This is a genomic window from Pseudomonas sp. Irchel s3a10 (genome assembly GCF_900187525.1).
Taxonomy (GTDB): domain Bacteria; phylum Pseudomonadota; class Gammaproteobacteria; order Pseudomonadales; family Pseudomonadaceae; genus Aquipseudomonas; species Aquipseudomonas koreensis_G.
The window spans coordinates 144,004-165,351 of record NZ_FYDR01000008.1; the positions used below are offsets into that span (position 1 = coordinate 144,004).

At 59.0% G+C, this 21,348-nt stretch carries 18 protein-coding genes; 13 read left to right on the forward strand and 5 right to left on the reverse strand.

Translation table 11 applies throughout. The annotated features are described in order from the left end of the window. Nucleotides 1-139 precede the first annotated feature (139 nt). On the forward strand, nt 140-580 hold the full coding sequence (locus CKW11_RS22185; RefSeq protein WP_095139405.1) for a heme-binding protein: 441 nt from the start codon (nt 140-142) through the stop codon (nt 578-580). 210 nt (nt 581-790) lie between these two features. Continuing rightward, nucleotides 791-1,249, forward strand: coding sequence for a transposase (locus CKW11_RS22190; protein WP_095139406.1), 459 nt, complete (start codon nt 791-793; stop codon nt 1,247-1,249). A gap of 112 nt (nt 1,250-1,361) precedes the next feature. Here the strand turns inward: CKW11_RS22190 and CKW11_RS22195 are convergent, their stop codons facing one another. Beyond that, nucleotides 1,362-1,967 (reverse strand): TetR/AcrR family transcriptional regulator, encoded by a 606-nt coding sequence (locus tag CKW11_RS22195; RefSeq protein WP_095139407.1) that lies wholly within the window; start codon nt 1,965-1,967, stop codon nt 1,362-1,364. 134 nt (nt 1,968-2,101) lie between these two features. Here CKW11_RS22195 and CKW11_RS22200 point away from each other — a divergent pair, with 134 nt between their 5' ends. Beyond that, nucleotides 2,102-3,016 carry a DUF808 domain-containing protein gene (locus CKW11_RS22200; protein WP_095139408.1) on the forward strand — a complete coding sequence of 305 codons (915 nt, stop codon included), beginning with the start codon at nt 2,102-2,104 and terminating at the stop codon, nt 3,014-3,016. Between the two features lie 176 nt (nt 3,017-3,192). On the opposite strand, the gene CKW11_RS22205 is transcribed toward CKW11_RS22200, so the two are convergent. Both CKW11_RS22205 and CKW11_RS22210 read right to left on the reverse strand, forming a co-directional pair. Then, the gene (locus CKW11_RS22205) at nt 3,193-3,981 is read right to left on the reverse strand and encodes a VacJ family lipoprotein (RefSeq protein WP_095139409.1); all 789 of its coding nucleotides are present in this window, start codon (nt 3,979-3,981) and stop codon (nt 3,193-3,195) included. Further along, on the reverse strand, nt 3,974-5,272 hold the full coding sequence (locus CKW11_RS22210) for a serine/threonine protein kinase (protein ID WP_095139410.1): 1,299 nt from the start codon (nt 5,270-5,272) through the stop codon (nt 3,974-3,976). Before CKW11_RS22210 ends, CKW11_RS22205 begins: the two co-directional genes overlap by 8 nt. 223 nt (nt 5,273-5,495) lie before the next feature. On the opposite strand from CKW11_RS22210, the gene CKW11_RS22215 reads away from it, so the two are divergent. After that, nucleotides 5,496-5,864: a hypothetical protein gene (locus CKW11_RS22215; RefSeq protein ID WP_095139411.1), complete on the forward strand. Its 369-nt coding sequence runs from the start codon at nt 5,496-5,498 to the stop codon at nt 5,862-5,864. 115 nt (nt 5,865-5,979) lie between these two features. Here the strand turns inward: CKW11_RS22215 and CKW11_RS22220 are convergent, their stop codons facing one another. Next, on the reverse strand, nt 5,980-7,575 hold the full coding sequence (locus CKW11_RS22220; RefSeq protein ID WP_095139412.1) for a beta (1-6) glucans synthase: 1,596 nt from the start codon (nt 7,573-7,575) through the stop codon (nt 5,980-5,982). 288 nt (nt 7,576-7,863) lie between these two features. On the opposite strand from CKW11_RS22220, the gene CKW11_RS22230 reads away from it, so the two are divergent. The 3 genes from CKW11_RS22230 to CKW11_RS22240 all read left to right on the forward strand — a co-directional run bounded on the left by CKW11_RS22230 (nt 7,864) and on the right by CKW11_RS22240 (nt 10,988). Continuing rightward, nucleotides 7,864-8,715, forward strand: coding sequence for a glycine betaine ABC transporter substrate-binding protein (locus tag CKW11_RS22230; RefSeq protein ID WP_095139414.1), 852 nt, complete (start codon nt 7,864-7,866; stop codon nt 8,713-8,715). A 306-nt stretch (nt 8,716-9,021) separates the two neighbouring features. Continuing rightward, on the forward strand, nt 9,022-9,333 hold the full coding sequence (locus tag CKW11_RS22235) for a DUF485 domain-containing protein (protein WP_095139415.1): 312 nt from the start codon (nt 9,022-9,024) through the stop codon (nt 9,331-9,333). Further along, nucleotides 9,330-10,988 carry a cation acetate symporter gene (locus tag CKW11_RS22240; protein ID WP_095139416.1) on the forward strand — a complete coding sequence of 553 codons (1,659 nt, stop codon included), beginning with the start codon at nt 9,330-9,332 and terminating at the stop codon, nt 10,986-10,988. The genes CKW11_RS22235 and CKW11_RS22240 overlap by 4 nt, the downstream gene beginning before the upstream one ends. A gap of 1,106 nt (nt 10,989-12,094) precedes the next feature. Here the strand turns inward: CKW11_RS22240 and gltA are convergent. After that, nucleotides 12,095-13,384 carry a citrate synthase gene (gltA, locus tag CKW11_RS22245; protein ID WP_003222994.1) on the reverse strand — a complete coding sequence of 430 codons (1,290 nt, stop codon included), beginning with the start codon at nt 13,382-13,384 and terminating at the stop codon, nt 12,095-12,097. 362 nt (nt 13,385-13,746) lie between these two features. Here gltA and sdhC point away from each other — a divergent pair, with 362 nt between their 5' ends. The 6 genes from sdhC (at nt 13,747) to odhB (ending at nt 21,332) form a co-directional block, all read left to right on the forward strand. Next, nucleotides 13,747-14,121 carry a succinate dehydrogenase, cytochrome b556 subunit gene (gene sdhC, locus CKW11_RS22250; RefSeq protein ID WP_047292829.1) on the forward strand — a complete coding sequence of 125 codons (375 nt, stop codon included), beginning with the start codon at nt 13,747-13,749 and terminating at the stop codon, nt 14,119-14,121. Then, complete coding sequence (gene sdhD, locus CKW11_RS22255; RefSeq protein ID WP_095139417.1) at nt 14,115-14,483, forward strand: succinate dehydrogenase, hydrophobic membrane anchor protein; 369 nt, start codon at nt 14,115-14,117, stop codon at nt 14,481-14,483. The genes sdhC and sdhD overlap by 7 nt, the downstream gene beginning before the upstream one ends. 3 nt (nt 14,484-14,486) lie before the next feature. Continuing rightward, entirely contained in the window at nt 14,487-16,259 is a 1,773-nt protein-coding gene (gene sdhA, locus CKW11_RS22260) for a succinate dehydrogenase flavoprotein subunit (RefSeq protein ID WP_007962857.1), read from the forward strand. Nucleotides 16,260-16,270: 11 nt separating this feature from the next. Beyond that, a complete protein-coding gene (locus CKW11_RS22265; protein WP_003223007.1) occupies nt 16,271-16,975 on the forward strand; it encodes a succinate dehydrogenase iron-sulfur subunit in 705 nt (234 codons plus the stop codon). Nucleotides 16,976-17,234: 259 nt separating this feature from the next. Further along, nucleotides 17,235-20,066 carry a 2-oxoglutarate dehydrogenase E1 component gene (locus CKW11_RS22270; RefSeq protein ID WP_027614036.1) on the forward strand — a complete coding sequence of 944 codons (2,832 nt, stop codon included), beginning with the start codon at nt 17,235-17,237 and terminating at the stop codon, nt 20,064-20,066. A 42-nt stretch (nt 20,067-20,108) separates the two neighbouring features. After that, nucleotides 20,109-21,332 (forward strand): 2-oxoglutarate dehydrogenase complex dihydrolipoyllysine-residue succinyltransferase, encoded by a 1,224-nt coding sequence (gene odhB, locus CKW11_RS22275; protein ID WP_003223011.1) that lies wholly within the window; start codon nt 20,109-20,111, stop codon nt 21,330-21,332. Nucleotides 21,333-21,348 lie beyond the last annotated feature (16 nt).

The window sequence follows — 21,348 nt, forward strand, 5'->3', positions numbered from 1 at the left end:
TGGCTTTTCGTCGCATGTGGCGCTTTTCGAGAATTATTGTATACAAAAAAATAATTCATTGTGTTCTATTTGTGGCATCGGCCTGCGGCACTTGAGCGCAGTCCCACGACTTTCCCAATAACAAAATGAGGACGGCACCATGAGCGCTTTAACCTTGAAAGTCGCAGTCAATCTGGTCAGCGAAGCCATCAGCGCGGGGCGCGAGATCAACGCCGCGCCGCTGACCATCGCGGTACTCGATACCGGCGGCCATCTGATCACCCTGCAACGCGAAGACGGCGCCAGCCTGCTGCGCCCGAACATCGCCATCGGCAAAGCCTGGGGCGCTATCGCCCTGGGCAAGGGCTCACGCTTGCTGGCGCTGGACGCCCAACAACGCCCGGCCTTCATCGCCGCACTCAACAGCATGGGCCAGGGCAGCGTCGTCCCGGCCCCGGGCGGGGTGTTGATTCGTGATCAGGCGGGGAATGTGCTGGGGGCGATCGGGATTAGCGGCGATCTGTCGGATATTGATGAGCAGGTGGCGATTAAAGCGGTGGAGGCGCTGGATTTGAGGGCGGATGCGGGGGTGGCTGCTTGATTTTGTAGCGTCTGAACTGAAGTCTTCGCGAGCAAGCTCGCTCCCACAGGTTTGTGTTCTGACACATAAAGTGTGAGCACCTCAAATCTCCTGTGGGAGCGAGCTTGCTCGCGAAGGCGATTCAACGGACACATCTGGCTAACAGTCTTGACGCTTCCTCCCCGTGTGCAGATCTAACCTTTCAGGTCATCTCTTGAAAGGGGCAAAGGAATGCCGAAACTGTCCGCTTCACATCGCTTGCGCTTTGGTCGTTACGACGAGCCCAACCGAATTTATCTGCTGACCGCCAATACGCTAAATCGCGAACCCGTTTTCCGCGATTTTGCGTTGGGCAGGTTGGTCGTTGCCCAATTTCGAAGCGCCCAAGAGCAGGGCTTTGCCGACTCTTTGGCGTGGGTAGTTATGCCTGACCACTTTCATTGGTTGATCGATTTGAAGCGAGGTTCCTTGAGTGACCTGATGCAACGGACAAAATCCTTAAGCGCGCGGGCAGTGAATCTGGCTGCGAATAGAGAAGGCAGCCTATGGCAGCAGGGATTTCACGATAGGGCACTACGGCGAGAGGAGGATCTGGTGAAAATGGCACGTTATGTCGTGGCCAACCCATTGCGGGCAGGTTTAGTGCAGAAGCTAGGTGACTATCCGCTGTGGGATGCGATTTGGGTCTGACAGTCAAACCTGGTCGCTCCATTCGCGAGCAAGCTCGCTCCCACATTGGATCTGCGGCGTTCACAAATCCCTGTGGGAGCGAGCTTGCTCGCGAAGCAGTCACCGCGGTCTATCAGTCCGGCTCACACCCCTTCAACACCAACCGGATAATCGTCTGCGCCGCCGCCTCGTAGTCCGCCTCGTCGAGCTTGTCCTTGCCAGTGACCGCAGAGATCTGCCAGTCGAAGTCGGCGTAGGTCTGGGTCGCGGCCCAGATGCTGAACATCAGGTGGTTGGGGTCGATCGGGGCGATCTGGCCGCGGTCGATCCAGCTCTGGATGCAGTCGATGTTGTGCTTGGCCTGGCTGTTGAGCTGCTCGACCAGGTCGACGCTCAGATGCGGGGCGCCGTGCATGATTTCGCTGGCGAACACCTTGGAGGCGAAGGGCAGGTCGCGGGAGATGCGGATCTTCGAGCGGATGTAGCCGCTGAGCACTTCGCTCGGTACGCCGTCCGGGTTGAACGGGGTCGAGGCCTGCAGGATCGGCACGATGATGCTTTCCAGGACCTCGCGGTAGAGGTTTTCCTTGGATTTGAAGTAGTAGTAGACGTTGGGCTTGGGCAATCCTGCCTTGGCGGCGATGTCGCTGGTTTTGGTCGCCGCGAAGCCCTTGTCGGCAAATTCCTCGCTGGCGGCACGCAGGATCAGTTCTTTGTTGCGCTCGCGGATTGTGCTCATAAACCCGGTGGTTCCTTGCCTGTTCTGGCGGTTGCGCATGGTAGCACCGGCCTCGCGCGTGGCTCAAGAATGCCCCGTGTGGCCCGCAGTCGCGGTATGCTGCGCGACATTATTCACATAAGGAAACAAGATTCATGGCAGGAAGCAGTTTGCTGGTGCTGATCGACGATATTGCCACCGTTCTGGATGACGTGGCGTTGATGAGCAAAATGGCCGCGAAGAAGACCGCTGGCGTGCTCGGCGATGACTTGGCGCTCAATGCCCAGCAAGTCTCCGGGGTGCGCGCCGAGCGGGAAATTCCGGTGGTCTGGGCGGTGGCCAAGGGCTCGTTCCTCAACAAGTTGATTCTGGTGCCGTCGGCGCTGGCGATCAGTGCATTCGTGCCGTGGCTGGTGACGCCGTTGTTGATGGTTGGCGGCGCGTACCTGTGTTTCGAAGGTTTCGAGAAGCTCGCGCACAAGTTCCTGCACAGCAAGGCCGAAGATGATGCCGAGCATGCGCAACTGAGCGCGGCGGTGGCCGAGCCGACCACCGATCTGGTGGCTTACGAGAAGGACAAGATCAAAGGCGCGATCCGCACCGACTTCATCCTCTCGGCGGAAATCATCGCCATCACCCTTGGCACCGTGGCCGACGCATCGCTGACCCAGCAAGTGATCGTCATGTCCGGCATCGCCATCGTCATGACCGTCGGCGTCTATGGCCTGGTGGCCGGCATCGTCAAACTCGACGATCTGGGCCTGTGGCTGACCCAGAAATCGGGTGCAGTTGCAAAAAGCATCGGCAATGCGATCCTGCGCGCCGCCCCGTACATGATGAAAGGCCTGTCGGTGATCGGCACAGCGGCGATGTTCCTGGTCGGTGGCGGCATCCTCACCCATGGCGTTCCGGTGGTGCATCACTGGATTGAAAGTGTCGGCGCGGCGGCCGGTAGCGCCGGGTTTGCCGTGCCTGTGCTGCTCAATGGCGTGGCGGGGATCATCGCGGGCGCGGCAGTGCTGGTGGTGGTTTCGGTCGTCGGCAAAATCTGGCGCGCGATCAAAGGATAAACACATCACTCCTGTGGGAGCGGGCTTGCTCGCGAAGGCAGTGTGTCAGTCGAAGAATATGCTGGCAGATTCACCGCATTCGCGAGCAAGCCCGCTCCCACAGTTTGATCTGGGTTGTGCCATGAAAAAGGGCCATTCGACGCGCATCGAATGGCCCTTTTTTGTTGTCGCCGAGGTTACTCGGCGATCTGCAGCTTGCGTGACTCGGTGTAGACGTAACGCACTTTCTCGTACTCGAACGGCGAGTTCATCTGACCGTAGCGGAAGTTGGTCTGGTAGCGCTTGTCGACCGCGCGCAGTGCCCAGACTTCCGGGTGGTTGGAGCTGACTTCCGACACGTTCAGGTAGTTGATCGCCGATTCGGCGGTGTAGTCCACGGCCAGGCCGGCGGTATCGCGAATGTTCGACGGGCCGAGGATCGGCAACACGAAGTAGGCACCGCCCGGTACGCCGTAGAAGCCCAGGGTCTGGCCGAAGTCTTCGCTCTGGCGCGGCAGGCCCATGGCGGTCGCCGGATCCCACAGACCGGCAATGCCGATGGTGGTGTTGAGCAACAGGCGCGCGGTGGTTTCCATCGAGCGCTTGCCCTTGAACTGCAGCAGGCTGTTGACCAGGTTCGGCACATCGCCGAGGTTGTTGAAGAAGTTGCTCACCCCGGTGCGCAGGAAGCTTGGCGTCACGTAGCGATAACCGTCGACCACCGGCAGGAACACCCATTGGTCGAAGCGGTAGTTGAAGTGGTAGACGCGGCGGTTCCACGACTCCAGCGGGTCATAGACGTTGAGCGCGTTGAGCGTCGAACGTTCGAACTCACGCTGGTCCAGCCCCGGGTTGAACTTGAGTTTGGACAGCGGCTCCTTGAAGCCGTCGCTGTCGACCACCACTGGCGCATTGGCTTTGCTGTTGTCGGCCTGGGCCACGCCTGCACTGAGGAGCGCTGCAATCAGCAGGAGATATTTAGCCACGGAAAAACTCCAGCATGGCGTCGCTGTTGACGCGGTAGTTAAGGTTGCCGCAATGGCCGCCCAGTGGGTAAACGGTCAGGCGATCGCCAAAGGTCTTGCGCAGGAAACCGAGGTCGCCAGGGCCGAGGATCACGTCGTCGGCGTTGTGCATGACGGCGATTTTCGGGCTGTCGTGCAGGTAATCCTTGAGTGCGTACAGGCTGACCTGATCGATCAGTTGCAGCAGGCTGCCGCCGTCAGTGCGCGCGCGCCACATCGGAATCACCTGTTCGGTCAGGTAGCAGTCGAAGTCGCATTGCAGCGCACGCTTGAGGAACGGCGTGAGGCTGGTGCCTTCGGTGATCGGGAATTTCGGCGGGGTGATCAGGCCACGACGGTTGATCAGGTCGGAGGTGAAGGCAATGTCGGCCGCCGAGAAACGGAACGAGGTGCCGATCAGCATCGCCATCTGCTCGTTGGTCAGGTGCTGCTTGGACTGCTGGAAGTCGTAGAGCAGGGCGTCATTGAGGTCGATGTAGCCTTTCTGCTGGAAGTAGCGGGTCAGCTTGTTCAGCACCAGTTCATAGAAGGTGGTGCTGTTATTGATGCCCTTTACTTCGGTCTGCACCAGTTTGTCGAGGTTGCTGATCGAGGTGTAGAGGTTGACCGGCGGGTTGAGCAGCAGGACTTTCTTGAAGTTGAAGCTGCGTCGGGTCTCGTCCAGGTGTGCGACGAACGCGGCATCCAGCGCGCCGAGGCTGTAGCCGCTGAGGTAGTACTCGGTGACCGGCAGTTTTGGATGCTGCGCGCGCACGGCCTGCATCACCCGGTACATGTCTTCGGCGTCTTCCTTAGTGATGCCCGGGGTGGCGAAGCGTGAAGCGGCGCTGATGAAGTCGAAGCTGGTGGGCGACGACAACTGCACGACGTTGTAACCGGCCTTGTAGTAGAGCTTCTTCAGGTATTCGTTGAGCGTGCTGTCATAGCGCGCGCCGGTGCCGGCGATCAGGAAGATCAGCGGCGCCGGTTTGTCCTGCTCGGCGATGCGGTAGGTGAGTTTTTTCACCGCCCAGAAATTGTCCGGGAGAATGAAGGCCCGTTCCGGGCGCAGGGTGATGCTGTGGTCGGACTGATTGATCTCGTCGTTCGACGGCAACTCCGGGCGCAGGTCCGGTGGCGTCGTGGCGATGGTCGCCTCGAACGGGTTGGTCAGGGGATAGCCATAACTGGCGGCATCGATATCCACCGCCAGTGCGGACGCACTCAGAATAAGGCCGCTGAACAGCGCGGCGAAGCGCAAGGAACGGAGCATGACTGGATCCCTTAAAGGAAGGTGCCGAATGAAGTTCGCAGGCTATGACCGCCGGGCTCGCGCCAAAGTGCCATGCCTCGGCACCAAACAGGCAGAATTCGGAGTAATAGTAGCTGGACGATACACGTTGCAAGGCGCGGATGACCAGTTAACAGTTGTTAGTGCTTGCCAATGCGTGCGGGCAGATTAAGCTGGCCGCCGATTTCGTTGATTGGAGAGATTCATGTCCCGCCGCTTGCCCGTGATTCTGTTGCTCGTGCTGTTGCCGCTGTGGCTGGCCGCCAGTTATGGCGTGCGTTATGGCTTCATGGAAGATGGGCAGTGGGTCGGCATCTGCGTCGATGAGGCGAGCCGCTGGGAATGCACGGTGCGCTCGAACCTGGGGCTGATGATTCACTTCAAGGTGCTGGGCTGGACGGCATTGGGCGCAGCGCTGCTCGGTTTTGTGCTGCCGGGACGGGCAGGGTGGTGGCTGGCGGTGCTGGCGCTGGTGTTCGGGCTGCCGGCGCTGGCGTTGTACAACACGACGTTGGCGGTGTTTGCGCTGGTGATTGGCGGATTGCGGTTGGTTCGGGCAGCCCGCAGCGCCTGACAGTCAGCCTTCGCGAGCAAGCCCGCTCCCACATTTGATTGCATTCCAACTGGAGGAACCCGATCAAATGTGGGAGCGGGCTTGCTCGCGAAGGGGCCAGACTGGCCTCAGGAGATCAGCCTTTGCGAACCCGCAGGCAGCGCCACAACGCCGCCACCATCAACCCACTGACCAGCGCCCAGCCCCACGCCTGCTGATTCAACAATCCTTCCTCATACAGCTGCGGCGCAATGCCGGCACCGATGATAAAGGTCAGCAGGGCAATTTCCCGGCGCGGTACGCTGACCGGACGGCATACGTACACCAGCGCCGGCAGAATGAACGCCATGCTGGCGAAACTGCGATAACGCGCGTCGAACACCATCTCCAGCATCATCACCGCCGCCGCAAATCCTGCTGCCGCAACCAGCCAGCCAGCGCGGCGTTCCAGCAGATTGAACGCGCGTTCACGCCAACCCTGACGGTTGCTCAAGGTCAGCGCGGCATGCGCCAGTACCAACAGATTCAACACGGTCAGCAAGCCGACCCACAGCCATTCCCCGGCAAACCGCGTGGTCACTCGCGCCAGATCGCCCCAGGCGCCGATCGAGCAGGCTGCAACTGCCGCAAGCAGGGGCAGAACCAATGCCGATTGCGTGGTGCGCACCCGGCCACCAAGCAGCAGGGTGCCGAGGAAAATCAGCCCACCGACGCCCAGCCATTCCTTCCAGTACGGCACGTTGGTCACTGGCCCGGCGAGCACGCCCTTGTCCTGGCGATCGGCGTCGAACAGGCCCCAGTAACCGCCGACCGCACCTTCGCTGCCACGTTTCCATGGCTGGTCGAACGCTTCGATCAGGTTGTAATGCCAGCCTTCCTTCTCGGCCATTGCGACAAAACCGCGAATGAACTTGGCCTCGTTGACCCGGCTCGGCAGGGCGGTCTCACGCTGGCGACCTTCGCTGGGCCAGCCGGTCTCGCCGATCATCACGTCTTTGGGCGCGAATTTGTTGCCGAACACCTGACGCACATCCGCCACGTGTTGCAGAGCGACGTCGATGTTTGACGGTTCATCTTCCCAGTACGGCAGCAAGTGAATGGTCAGGAAATCCACCGCCGGCGCGACTTCCGGGTGTTTGAGCCAGAACTCCCAGACATCGGCATAGGTGACCGGTTGTTTGACCTGGCTTTTGACCTTGTTGATCAGCTTCGCCAGTTGCGCGCCGGTGACTTCCTTGCGCAGCAAGGCTTCGTTGCCGACGATCACCCCACTGACCACGTCCGGGTTGGCGTTGGCCGAGGCGATCAGCAGGTCGACTTCTTTCTCGGTGTCCACCGGGTTGCTGTTGACCCAGGCGCCAATCATCAACTTCAAACCGTGCTTGCGCGCCAGATCCGGCAGGGCTTCGAGGCCGGTCATCGAGTAGGTGCGGATGCATTCGAAGCGCGTCGCCAGCAGGGCGAGGTCGGCGTCCATGCGTTCCGGGCGCAGTTTGAACGGCACGTCGAACGGCGATTGATCCTTGTCGAACGGCGTGTAGGAGGCGCATTGCAACTTGTGCGTCGGGGTCGCAGCGTCCGGCAGAATCACCGGTTTGCCGAGGCCGTACCAGAAACCGCCAAGGGCAAACAGGCCGAGCAGGCAGGCGAAGAGATAAGGAGCAAGCGGGAAGCGGGAAGTCGCGGACATGGTCAGGCCGAGTGGCTGCAAAGCGACGCATGTTACCTGCATTTATCTGCGGGTTGGTGGCCTGCATGCTTTGCACATGCAAAGTTCGGGCGGATTGTCTGGCGCCAATTATTCCGAGGCGATTAATGGCCTTCTGATGTCGTTTCTCGGTGTATTGAGGTCGCTGACAGAGCAGGTCGCTGTGGGCGTCAGGCCGATGATCGAAAGCGTCAGTACTCCACTGGCATTCGAGCAAGTTTGCGGTCAGGCGTTATGGGGGCGCTGTGCACCATAACAATACGTTGACGATGCCCGGCATCCGTCGGGCGCAGCATTTCGGGGAAGTAAACGATGAAGATGCGACGACTTTTAGGCGCAGGTGCCGCTCTGGTGCTTGCGATGAGTTCCACATTCGCCAGCGCTGAAAAACAGACCCTGAACATTGGTTACGTTGACGGCTGGTCCGACAGCGTCGCGACCACCCACGTGGCGGCCGAAGTGATCAAGCAGAAACTCGGTTACGACGTGAAGCTGCAGGCCGTCGCCACCGGGATCATGTGGCAGGGCGTGGCCACCGGCAAACTCGACGCGATGCTCTCGGCATGGCTGCCGGTGACCCACGGCGATTACTGGACGAAGAACAAGGATCTGGTCGTCGATTACGGCCCGAACTTCAAGGACGCGAAAATCGGCCTGATCGTGCCGGAGTACGTCAAGGCTAAATCGATCGAAGACCTCAAGACCGACGACACCTTCAAGAACCGCATCGTCGGCATCGACGCCGGTTCAGGCGTGATGCTCAAAACCGATCAGGCGATCAAGGATTACGGCCTCGACAAATATACGCTCAAGGCCAGTTCCGGCGCCGGCATGATTGCCGAGCTGACCCGTGCCGAGAAAAAGAACGAATCGATTGCCGTCACCGGTTGGGTACCGCACTGGATGTTCGCCAAGTGGAAACTGCGCTTCCTCGACGACCCGAAAGGCGTGTACGGCGCGGCTGAAACCGTGAACAGCATCGGCAGCAAGGAGCTCGCTACCAAGGCTCCAGAAGTGGCCAAGTTCCTGAAAAACTTCCAGTGGGCGTCGAAAGACGAGATCGGCGAAGTCATGCTGGCCATTCAGGACGGCGCCAAGCCTGACGCGGCGGCCAAGGATTGGGTGGCCAAGCACCCGGATCGAGTGGCTGACTGGACCAAATAACTCCGCTCAACGCAGCTCCCCTGTAGGAGTGAGCCTGCTCGCGATAGCGTCCTTTCAGTTGATACAAATGTCGACTGATACAACGCCATCGCGAGCAGGCTCACTCCTACATTTGTTTCTGGGCAACCCTCACCTGCAGGGTTTACGGCTGTTTCAAAGCCTCTTTCAAATTCTTTCGGCTAATTAGCGTCCGAAAATTGGCGAAAACGTCATGTCGTTCTAATACTAAGGTCGTCTGGAAGCCGTTCCGCAGCCGCATACAGTGGATACGTTCCAACAATAATCTGTGCTGCGAGGATAAAAACAATGAACGACAGCATTTACCTCTCGATTCAAAACAGCCCGCGCTTCAAGGAGCTGGTGAGAAAAAGAGAAAAGTTCGCCTGGATACTCTCGGCGATCATGCTCGGGCTTTACTCTGGCTTCATCCTTTTGATCGCTTACGGGCCGCACATACTCGGCGCGAAGCTCAGTCCTGAATCCTCGATTACCTGGGGCATTCCGATCGGTGTCGGGCTGATTCTTTCAGCATTCGTCCTCACCGGTATCTACGTGCGCCGCGCCAATGGCGAGTTCGACGACCTGAACAATGCGATTCTCAAGGAGGCTCAGCAATGATCCGGCGTCTACTGGCTCTTTTGAGTGTTTCAGCTTTCGCGCCGAGTGTCTGGGCGGCTGACGCGCTGACAGGTGCAGTGGCCAAACAGCCACTGAATATTCCTGCAATCCTGATGTTCGTGGCTTTCGTCGGCGCGACGTTGTACATCACCTACTGGGCCTCGAAGAAAAACAACTCGGCGGCCGATTACTATGCGGCAGGCGGCAAGATCACCGGTTTCCAGAACGGTCTGGCGATCGCCGGTGACTATATGTCGGCGGCGTCCTTCCTGGGGATTTCCGCGCTGGTGTTCACTTCCGGCTACGACGGTCTGATCTACTCGATCGGCTTTCTGGTGGGCTGGCCGATCATTCTGTTCCTGATCGCCGAGCGCCTGCGTAACCTGGGCAAATACACCTTTGCCGACGTGGCGTCCTACCGCCTCGGGCAAACCCAGATCCGCACCCTGTCTGCCTGCGGTTCGCTGGTGGTGGTGGCGTTCTACCTGATCGCGCAAATGGTCGGTGCCGGCAAACTGATCCAGTTGCTGTTCGGTCTGGACTACCATGTTGCGGTGATTCTGGTCGGTGTGCTGATGTGCATGTACGTGCTGTTCGGCGGCATGCTGGCGACCACCTGGGTGCAGATCATCAAGGCGGTGTTGCTGCTGTCCGGTGCCTCGTTCATGGCACTGATGGTGATGAAACACGTCAACTTCGACTTCAACATGCTGTTCTCCGAGGCGATCAAGGTTCACCCTAAAGGTGAAGCGATCATGAGCCCGGGCGGTCTGGTGAAAGATCCGATTTCGGCGTTCTCCCTGGGCCTGGCCCTGATGTTCGGTACCGCGGGCCTGCCGCACATTCTGATGCGCTTCTTCACTGTAAGTGATGCTAAAGAAGCCCGTAAGAGCGTGCTGTATGCGACCGGTTTCATTGGCTACTTCTACATCCTGACCTTCATTATCGGCTTCGGCGCGATCCTGCTGGTCAGCACCAACCCGGCCTTTAAAGACGCTGCGGGCGCGCTGCTTGGCGGCAACAACATGGCGGCGGTGCACCTGGCCAACGCCGTGGGTGGCAGCATTTTCCTTGGCTTTATCTCGGCGGTGGCGTTCGCGACCATTCTGGCGGTGGTAGCGGGCCTGACTCTGGCTGGTGCATCGGCGGTGTCGCACGACCTGTATGCCAGCGTGATCAGGAAGGGCAAGGCCAACGACAAGGATGAGATTCGCGTCTCGAAGATCACCACCATTGCTTTGGCGGTGCTGGCGATTGGTCTGGGCATCCTGTTCGAAAGCCAGAACATCGCGTTCATGGTCGGTCTGGCGTTCTCCATTGCGGCAAGCTGCAACTTCCCGGTACTGCTGCTTTCGATGTACTGGAAGAAGCTGACCACCCGCGGTGCGATGATCGGTGGCTGGTTGGGGCTGGTGAGTGCGGTGGGGCTGATGGTCCTTGGCCCGACCATCTGGGTGCAGATTCTGCATCACGAGAAGGCGATCTTCCCTTACGAATACCCGGCGTTGTTTTCGATGATCATTGCGTTCATCGGTATCTGGTTCTTCTCGATCACCGATAAGTCGGCGGCGGCCGAGAACGAGCGGGCGCTGTTCTTTCCGCAGTTTGTGCGTTCGCAGACTGGGTTGGGGGCGAGTGGGGCGGTTTCGCACTAAGCGCTGATTAGATGTTTTGAGTGAAATGCCCTGGTTGAGAGATCGGGGCATTTTTTTTGTGGGCGGTTATCGGGCTCGGGCCTTGGTGGTTATTGGGTACATATCCGTTGCTGCGGTAACGGCTGCTTAGGGTTTCGCCCTTACGGCGAGTCACCTTTTCCAAACGCCGAAAAGGTAACCCAAAAGGCTTGCTCCTGCGTTCGGCCCGCTCGCTGGGGCTCGGGGTCCCTTCGCTGCGGGATTGATCCGGGCGCAGCGCCTCCGGTTTGCTTCGCTGCACCTCCTCTCGCTGTGTTTGGCTTCGCCAAACGGTCGCTACGCTCCCACCCCCGGATCAATCCCTCCACTCAGCCTGCCGACGTCGCCCGTGGATCAAGATCAAGAGCGACAGCCGAGCTTGCGCTCATCCTGGAGTGGGGCGGCTGCGCCGCATGAGCTTGCACAATCAATACTGTGGAAGCCAGCCTGCTGGCGATGGCGGCCTGATAGCCGACCAATCTCTAACTGAATGCACCCAATCCAATTGTGGGAGCGGGCTTGCTCGCGAAAGCGTCCTGCCAGCCGACCAATCTTTTACTGAACACACCCAATCCCACTGTGGGAGCGAGCTTGCTCGCGAATGCGTCCTGCCAGCCGATCAATCTCCAACTGAATACACCCCCATGTAGGAGCTGCCGAAGGCTGCGATCTTTTGATCTGGCTCTTGATGTAGCTTTTGATTTTTTGCCCCTTCGGCAGGCCGAGCGAAGGTGTCCATCAGGGGGATAGGCGCGCAGCGCCATGCGGCGAAGCCGCATACATCGAGAGGAGGTGCAGCGAAGCAAACCGGAGGCGATGCCCCCTGATGGGCACCGTAGCGAGGGAACACTGAGCCTCAGCGAAGTGCCGTACGCCGGGGCAAAGCCTTTTGCTTACTTTTCGGCGTCTGGAAAAGTGAGTCGCTGTAAGAGCGAAACCGCCAGCGGCAGCACCCGCAGCAACGGATATGCCCACAAACGCCCAAAAGCCAGTCGGCCCCCAGGCCGCTGCGACCAAACAAACAAAAACGGCCTCTATATAAGAGGCCGTTCCCGATACAACTTTAAGACGTTATCGCAAGACAAACCTTATTTGCGGTCTTCCAGCTTGGTGATATCACGCGACTCGTAGCCAGTGTACAACTGGCGCGGACGGCCAATCTTGTACGGGCTGGAGAGCATTTCTTTCCAGTGCGAAATCCAGCCCACGGTACGGGCCAGAGCGAAGATCACGGTGAACATGCTGGTTGGAATGCCGATCGCCTTGAGGATGATCCCCGAGTAGAAGTCGACGTTCGGGTACAGCGAGCGCTCGATGAAGTACGGGTCGGTCAGCGCGATCTCTTCCAGGCGCATGGCCAGTTCGAGTTGCGGATCGTTGTTGATGCCCAGTTCCTTCAGTACTTCGTCGCAGGTCTGCTTCATTACAGTCGCGCGAGGGTCGCGGTTCTTGTAAACGCGGTGACCGAAGCCCATCAGCTTGAACGGATCGTTCTTGTCCTTGGCCTTGGCGATGAACTTGTCGATGTTGGACACATCACCAATCTCGTCAAGCATGGTCAGAACCGCTTCGTTCGCACCGCCGTGGGCAGGGCCCCACAGTGCGGCGATACCGGCGGCGATACAGGCGAACGGGTTGGCACCCGAAGAACCTGCCAGACGCACGGTGGAGGTCGATGCGTTCTGCTCGTGGTCGGCGTGGAGGATGAAGATCCGGTCCATGGCCTTGGCGAGTACCGGGCTGATCGGTTTGATCTCGCACGGGGTGTTGAACATCATGTGCAGGAAGTTTTCCGCGTACGTCAGGTCGTTGCGCGGGTACATCATGGGTTGGCCCATGGAGTACTTGTAAACCATCGCTGCCAGGGTCGGCATCTTGGCAACCAGACGGATCGCGGAGATTTCGCGATGCTGCGGGTTATTGATGTCCAGGGAGTCGTGGTAGAAGGCCGAGAGGGCGCCGACTACGCCGCACATGACGGCCATCGGGTGGGCGTCGCGACGGAAGCCGTTGAAGAAGGTTTTCAGCTGCTCGTGAACCATGGTGTGGTTTTTCACGGTGCTGACGAACTGGGCCTTCTGTTCTGCGGTCGGCAATTCGCCGTTGAGCAGCAGGTAGCAGGTTTCCAGGTAGTCCGACTTTTCAGCCAGCTGTTCGATCGGATAGCCGCGGTGCAACAGAATGCCGTTGTCGCCGTCGATATAGGTGATCTTCGATTCGCACGAGGCGGTCGACATGAAACCCGGGTCGAAAGTGAAGCGGCCCGTGGCCGTCAGGCCCCGAACATCAATTACATCGGGACCAACGGTGCCGGTTAAAATGGGCAGCTCGACGGGGGCTGCGCCCTCGATGATCAACTGCGCTTTTTTGTCAGCCATGTGGCCTCCTATTTATGCTTGAACCATCAGACAGACCCCCCACGCAGGGCCCGCACCACTATAGTGAGATAAATTCGAATGTCAATTTGCCTAAAGTCTTGCTCCAGAAGGCTTTAAGCGCACTTTTTCCTCGAAATTGCCTGCCATTTACGCCTTTTATACGACTTGTGCAATCAGCTATTTGGGGTAGGTGATTGCGTTGTCATTAGTAGCCTAACTGTCTATACTCGGCCACCGACCGCCAAGGGCTTTTGGGCCTGCTTTATTGGGGGTCGCATCCCTGGGTGGTGGTTACCTGACCAGTGCACTCCCCAACAACTTTGCCCTGATTGTTAGGGGCTCTTCAGTGTGAAAAAAAAGCCGTGAAAAGCCAACGACCTGTAAACCTAGACCTAAGGACCATCAAACTCCCCATCACCGGCGTTACGTCGTTTCTTCACCGTGTTTCCGGCATCATCCTCTTCCTGGGTATCGGCTTCATGCTTTATGCATTGGGCAAGTCTCTGGGTTCCGAGGAAGGTTTTGCCGACGTGAAGGCATGCTTGACCAGCCCGCTGGCCAAGTTCGTAGCATGGGGCCTCCTGTCCGCTCTGCTGTATCACCTGGTAGCCGGTGTGCGCCACTTGATCATGGATATGGGCATCGGTGAGACGCTGGAAGGCGGCCGCCTGGGCTCGAAAATTATCATCGCCGTTTCCGTGGTGCTGATCGTTCTGGCAGGAGTTTGGATATGGTAACCAGCGTTACGAACCTTTCGCGTTCGGGCCTCTATGACTGGATGGCGCAACGTGTGTCTGCGGTTGTTCTCGCGGCTTATTTCATCTTTCTGATCGGATACCTTGCAGTGAATCCGGGCATTGGCTACGAGCAGTGGCACGGCCTGTTCGCTCACAACGGGATGCGTATCTTCAGTCTGCTGGCCCTCGTTGCCCTTGGCGCTCACGCCTGGGTCGGCATGTGGACCATCGCGACCGACTACCTGACGCCAATGGCGCTGGGCAAGTCCGCGACCGCAGTACGTTTCCTTTTCCAGGCAGTATGCGGCGTTGCGATGTTCGCTTACTTCGTCTGGGGTGTGCAGATTCTCTGGGGTATCTGAGTCATGGCTAACATTCCAACGATTTCTTTCGACGCCATCATTATTGGTGGTGGCGGTGCCGGCATGCGCGCTGCGCTGCAATTGGCACAAGGCGGTCACAAGACTGCGGTGATCACCAAGGTTTTCCCGACCCGTTCGCACACTGTATCCGCCCAGGGCGGCATCACCTGCGCCATCGCGTCCGCTGACCCGAACGATGACTGGCGCTGGCACATGTACGATACCGTCAAGGGTTCCGACTACATCGGTGACCAGGACGCTATCGAATACATGTGTCAGGAAGGCCCGGCTGCCGTTTTCGAGCTGGACCACATGGGTCTGCCGTTCTCGCGTACCGAGCAAGGTCGTATCTACCAGCGTCCGTTCGGTGGTCAGTCCAAGGACTACGGTAAAGGCGGCCAGGCTGCCCGTACCTGCGCAGCGTCCGACCGTACCGGTCACGCGCTGCTGCACACCCTTTATCAGGGCAACCTGAAAGCCGGTACCACGTTCCTCAACGAGTACTACGCTGTTGACCTGGTGAAAAACCAGGAAGGCGAGTTCGTCGGTGTGATCGCGATCTGCATCGAAACCGGCGAAACTTCGTACATCCGCGCCAAGGCCACCGTACTGGCCACTGGCGGTGCCGGCCGTATCTACGCTTCCACCACCAACGCCCTGATCAACACCGGTGACGGCGTCGGCATGGCTCTGCGTGCTGGCGTACCGGTACAAGACATCGAAATGTGGCAGTTCCACCCGACCGGCATCGCCGGCGCCGGTGTACTGGTGACCGAAGGTTGCCGTGGTGAAGGTGGTTACCTGATCAACAAGCACGGCGAGCGTTTCATGGAGCGTTATGCTCCGAACGCGAAAGACCTGGCTGGTCGTGACGTGGTTGCCCGCTCAATGGTTAAAGAAATCATCGCCGGCAACGGTTGCGGTCCGAATGGCGACCACGTAATGCTCAAACTCGACCACCTGGGCGAGGAAGTGCTGCACAGCCGTCTGCCAGGTATCTGCGAACTGTCGAAGACTTTCGCACACGTTGACCCGGTGGTTGCTCCGGTTCCGGTTGTTCCGACCTGCCACTACATGATGGGCGGCGTTGCCACCAACATTCATGGTCAGGCGATCACTCAGAACGCCGAAGGCGTGGATCAGATCATTCCTGGTCTGTTCGCCGTAGGTGAAGTGGCTTGCGTATCAGTACACGGTGCCAACCGTCTGGGCGGCAACTCGCTGCTCGACCTGGTGGTATTCGGCCGCGCTGCCGGCCTGCACCTGGAAAAGGCACTGACCGACGGCATCGAATACGACGACGCTACCGAAGCCGACATCGAAGCTGCCCTGTCGCGTCTGAACGCGCTCAACGGCCGTACCGATGGCGAAGACGTGGCAACCCTGCGTCGCGAGCTGCAAAGCTGCATGCAGAACTACTTCGGTGTATTCCGCACTGGCGAATACATGCAGAAGGGTATCGCTCAGCTGGCCGATCTGCGCAAGCGCATCGCCAACGTGAAGATCAACGACAAGTCGCAAGCGTTCAACACCGCGCGTATCGAAGCTCTGGAACTGCAAAACCTGCTGGAAGTGGCTGAAGCTACCGCCATCGCGGCCGAAGTACGTAAAGAGTCCCGCGGCGCTCACGCCCGTGAAGACTTCGAAGACCGTGACGACGAAAACTGGCTGTGCCACACCCTGTACTTCCCGGGTGAGAAACGCGTCGCCAAGCGTGCCGTAAACTTCTCGCCGAAGACTGTTCCGACTTTCGAACCTAAAGTCCGGACTTATTAAGGGTGATCGCCATGTTGCAAGTCAGTGTTTATCGCTACAACCCTGATCAGGACGCTGCGCCGTTCATGCAGGAATTCCAGGTCGATACCGGTGGTAAGGACCTGATGGTGCTGGACGTGCTGGCCCTGATCAAAGAGCAGGACGAGGGTTTCTCCTATCGTCGCTCTTGCCGTGAAGGCGTCTGCGGCTCCGACGGCATGAACATCAACGGCAAGAACGGCCTGGCGTGCATCACGCCGCTGTCCGCTGTCGTAAAAGGCAACAAGTTGATCGTTCGTCCGCTGCCAGGTTTGCCGGTTATCCGTGACCTGGTTGTCGATATGAGCATCTTCTACAAGCAATACGAGAAGGTTAAGCCTTACCTGCAGAATGACACGCCGGCTCCGGCCATCGAGCGTCTGCAGTCCCCTGAAGAGCGTGAAAAGCTCGACGGTCTGTACGAGTGCATTTTGTGCGCCTGCTGCTCGACCTCGTGCCCGTCCTTCTGGTGGAACCCGGACAAGTTCCTGGGTCCAGCTGCCCTGCTGCAAGCGTACCGCTTCCTGGCAGACAGCCGTGACACCAAGACGTCCGAGCGTCTGGCTTCGCTCGATGACCCGTTCAGCGTCTTCCGCTGCCGGGGCATCATGAACTGCGTCAACGTATGTCCGAAAGGCCTGAACCCGACTAAGGCCATCGGTCACATCCGTAACATGTTGCTTTCGAGCGGCGTGTGATTCAGCTGCTGTAACCGTAGAACCGCTGTAACGAAGAGGCTGTGGCGCGGGCTTCAACCCGCGTCATGGCTATAACCAGAGCAGTAGCCACAAGCTGCAGCTCTTATTTTGAAGAAATGAGACAAGCAGGGGCATCCGGGCTGGTACCCGGACTATCAGCGTGATCCTAAGTGGCTTGTTTTGGTCGCTGCATTCGGACTTCTGCAAGTTTGCTCGGTATTGACGCCGATGGTGTTCCCCTAACCGAGGGTGACCAAGCATGCAAGAAAGCGTGATGCAGCGCATGTGGAACAGCGCCTACCTTTCAGGTGGAAACGCTGCCTATGTGGAAGAGCTTTATGAGCTCTACCTGCACGACCCTAACGCTGTGCCAGAAGAGTGGCGCACCTACTTTCAGAAGCTGCCTGCCGACGGCAGCTCTGCCACTGATGTTTCGCACTCCACAATTCGCGATCATTTCGTGCTGCTGGCAAAGAACCAGCGCCGCGCCCAACCGGTTTCCGCCGGGAGCGTGAGCAGTGAGCACGAGAAAAAGCAAGTTGAAGTGCTGCGATTGATCCAGGCCTACCGTATGCGTGGCCACCAGGCAGCCCAGCTTGACCCGCTGGGGCTGTGGCAGCGTCCTGCACCTGCAGACCTGTCAATCAATCATTACGGCTTGACCAATGCCGATCTTGATACGACCTTCCGTGCCGGCGACCTGTTCATCGGCAAAGAGGAAGCGAGCCTACGCGAAATTCACGAAGCGTTGCAGCAGACATATTGCCGCACCATCGGCGCTGAATTTACGCACATCACCGATTCCGAGCAGCGCCAGTGGTTCCAGCAGCGTCTGGAAAGCGTGCGCGGTCGTCCAACGTACTCCGCTGACATCAAGAGCCACCTGCTCGAGCGCGTGACTGCCGGTGAAGGCCTGGAAAAATACCTGGGCACCAAATACCCGGGCACCAAGCGTTTCGGTCTGGAAGGCGGCGAAAGCCTGATTCCGATGCTCGACGAACTGATCCAGCGTTCCGGTTCCTACGGCACCAAGGAAGTCGTCATCGGCATGGCCCACCGTGGCCGTCTGAACGTGCTGGTCAACACCTTCGGCAAGAACCCGCGCGAGCTGTTCGACGAGTTCGAAGGCAAGAAGAAGGTCGAGCTGGGTTCCGGTGACGTCAAATACCACCAGGGCTTCTCGTCCAACGTGATGACCACCGGCGGTGAAGTTCACCTGGCCATGGCGTTCAACCCGTCCCACCTGGAAATCGTTTCCCCGGTGGTAGAAGGTTCGGTTCGCGCCCGTCAGGATCGTCGTAACGACCCGACCGGTGAGAAGGTGCTGCCGATCTCCATCCACGGTGACGCTGCATTCGCAGGTCAGGGCGTGGTCATGGAAACCTTCCAGATGTCGCAGACCCGCGGTTTCAAGACCGGCGGTACCGTGCACATCGTGATCAACAACCAGGTTGGCTTCACCATCAGCAACCCGCTGGACTCGCGTTCCACCGAGTACGCCACCGACGTTGCGAAGATGATCCAGGCGCCGATCCTCCATGTGAATGGTGATGATCCGGAAGCCGTGCTGTTCGTGACCCAGCTGGCCATCGACTACCGCATGCAGTTCAAGCGTGACGTGGTGATCGACCTGGTCTGCTACCGTCGTCGCGGCCACAACGAGGCCGACGAGCCAAGCGGCACCCAGCCGCTGATGTATCAGCAGATCACCAAGCAGCGCACCACCCGTGAGCTGTACGCTGATCGCCTGACTCAGGCCGGTGTGCTGGACGCTGAACGTGTTCAGGCCAAGGTCGACGAGTACCGCAACGCGCTGGACAACGGTCTGCACGTAGTGAAGTCGCTGGTCAAAGAGCCGAACAAAGAGCTGTTCGTGGATTGGCGTCCGTATCTGGGCCACGCCTGGACTGCGCGTCACGACACGCGTTTCGACCTGAAGACCCTGCAGGAACTGTCCGCCAAGCTGCTGGAAATTCCGGAAGGCTTCGTGGTTCAGCGTCAGGTCGCGAAGATCTACGAAGACCGTCAGAAGATGCAAGCCGGCGGCCTGCCGATCAACTGGGGTTACGCCGAAACCATGGCGTACGCAACCCTGGCGTTCGAAGGTCACCCGATCCGCATGACCGGTCAGGACATCGGCCGCGGTACGTTCTCGCACCGTCACGCCGTACTGCACAACCAGAAAGACGCGGGCACCTACATTCCGCTGCAGAACCTGTACGACGGTCAGCCACGCTTTGACCTGTACGATTCGTTCCTGTCGGAAGAAGCGGTACTGGCTTTCGAATACGGTTACTCGACCACCACGCCAAACGCGCTGGTGATCTGGGAAGCCCAGTTTGGCGACTTCGCCAACGGTGCACAGGTTGTTATCGACCAGTTCATCACCAGCGGCGAGCACAAGTGGGGCCGTCTCTGCGGTCTGACCATGCTGTTGCCGCACGGCTACGAAGGTCAGGGTCCTGAGCACAGCTCGGCACGTCTTGAGCGTTACCTGCAGCTGTGCGCCGAGCACAACATTCAGGTGTGCATGCCGACCACTCCGGCCCAGATCTACCACTTGCTGCGTCGTCAGGTGATTCGCCCGCTGCGCAAACCTCTGGTAGTGCTGACGCCGAAGTCGCTGCTGCGCCACAAACTGGCCGTATCGACCCTGGAAGATCTGGCTGAAGGTTCGTTCCAGACCGTGATCCCGGAAATCGACGCCCTGGACCCGAAAAAGGTCGAGCGCGTTGTTCTGTGCAGCGGCAAGGTCTACTACGACCTGCTGGAAAAACGCCGTGCCGAAGGCCGTGACGATATCGCCATCGTGCGTATCGAGCAGCTGTATCCATTCCCTGAGGACGACTTGAAAGAAGTCCTGGCGCCTTACACCAACGTCAAGCATGCCGTCTGGTGTCAGGAAGAGCCGATGAACCAGGGCGCCTGGTACTGCAGCCAGCATCACCTGCGTCGCAGCATCGGTAACCTCGACAAGTCTCTCGTACTCGAGTACGCGGGCCGCGAGGCTTCTGCTGCCCCAGCATGTGGTTACGCATCGATGCACGCCGAGCAGCAGGAAAAACTGCTGCAAGACGCGTTTACCGTTTAACGCCTTCGCGCACCTGAAACCGAATTTAAGGAACCACAGATAATGGCTATCGAGATCAAAGCCCCCACTTTCCCGGAATCGGTTGCCGATGGCACCGTTGCCACCTGGCACAAAAAACCGGGCGACGCCGTCAAGCGTGACGACCTGATCGTCGACATCGAAACCGACAAAGTCGTACTGGAAGTGCTGGCTACCGCTGACGGCGTGCTGGGCGCAATCGTCAAGAACGAAGGCGACACCGTTCTGTCCGACGAAGTCCTGGGCTCCATCGAAGCGGGTGGCGCTGCTGCTGCCGCTCCAGCCGCCGCTGCTGCTCCGGCCGCTGCTGCCGCTGCCCCGGCGGCTGCCGAAGGCGAAGACGATCCTGTTGCTGCTCCGGCTGCGCGCAAGCTGGCTGAAGAGAACGGCATCAACATCGCTTCCGTTGCCGGCACCGGCAAAGGCGGTCGTGTAACCAAGGAAGACGTGGTGGCTGCTGTTGCCGCGAAGAAAGCCGCTCCGGCTGCCGCACCTGCCAAGGCTGCTGCTCCGGCTGCCGCTGCGCCGGTATTCGCTGCCGGTGACCGCGTTGAAAAACGCGTGCCGATGACCCGTCTGCGTGCCAAGGTTGCCGAGCGTCTGGTTGAAGCCCAGTCGAACATGGCAATGCTGACCACTTTCAACGAAGTCGACATGACCGAAGTCATGGCCCTGCGTTCGAAGTACAAGGACCTGTTCGAGAAGTCCCACAACGGCGTACGCCTGGGCTTCATGTCGTTCTTCGTCAAGGCTGCCACCGAAGCGCTGAAACGCTTCCCGGCGGTCAACGCTTCGATCGACGGTGCGGACATCGTCTACCACGGCTACGCCGACATCGGTGTTGCCGTTTCCAGCGACCGTGGCCTGGTCGTACCGGTTCTGCGTAACGCCGAACTGATGAGCCTGGCTGAAATCGAAGGCGGCATCGCCACGTTCGGCAAGAAAGCCCGAGACGGCAAACTGTCGATGGAAGAGATGACCGGCGGTACCTTCACCATCACCAACGGTGGTACCTTCGGTTCGATGATGTCGACCCCGATCGTCAACCCGCCGCAGGCAGCGATTCTGGGCATGCACAACATCATCCAGCGTCCAATGGCCATCAACGGTCAGGTCGTGATCCGTCCGATGATGTATCTGGCACTGTCCTACGATCACCGTCTGATCGATGGCAAAGAAGCTGTAACCTTCCTGGTGACCATCAAGAACCTGCTGGAAGATCCGGCTCGTCTGTTGCTGGATATCTGATAGAAGCAGCCATGCG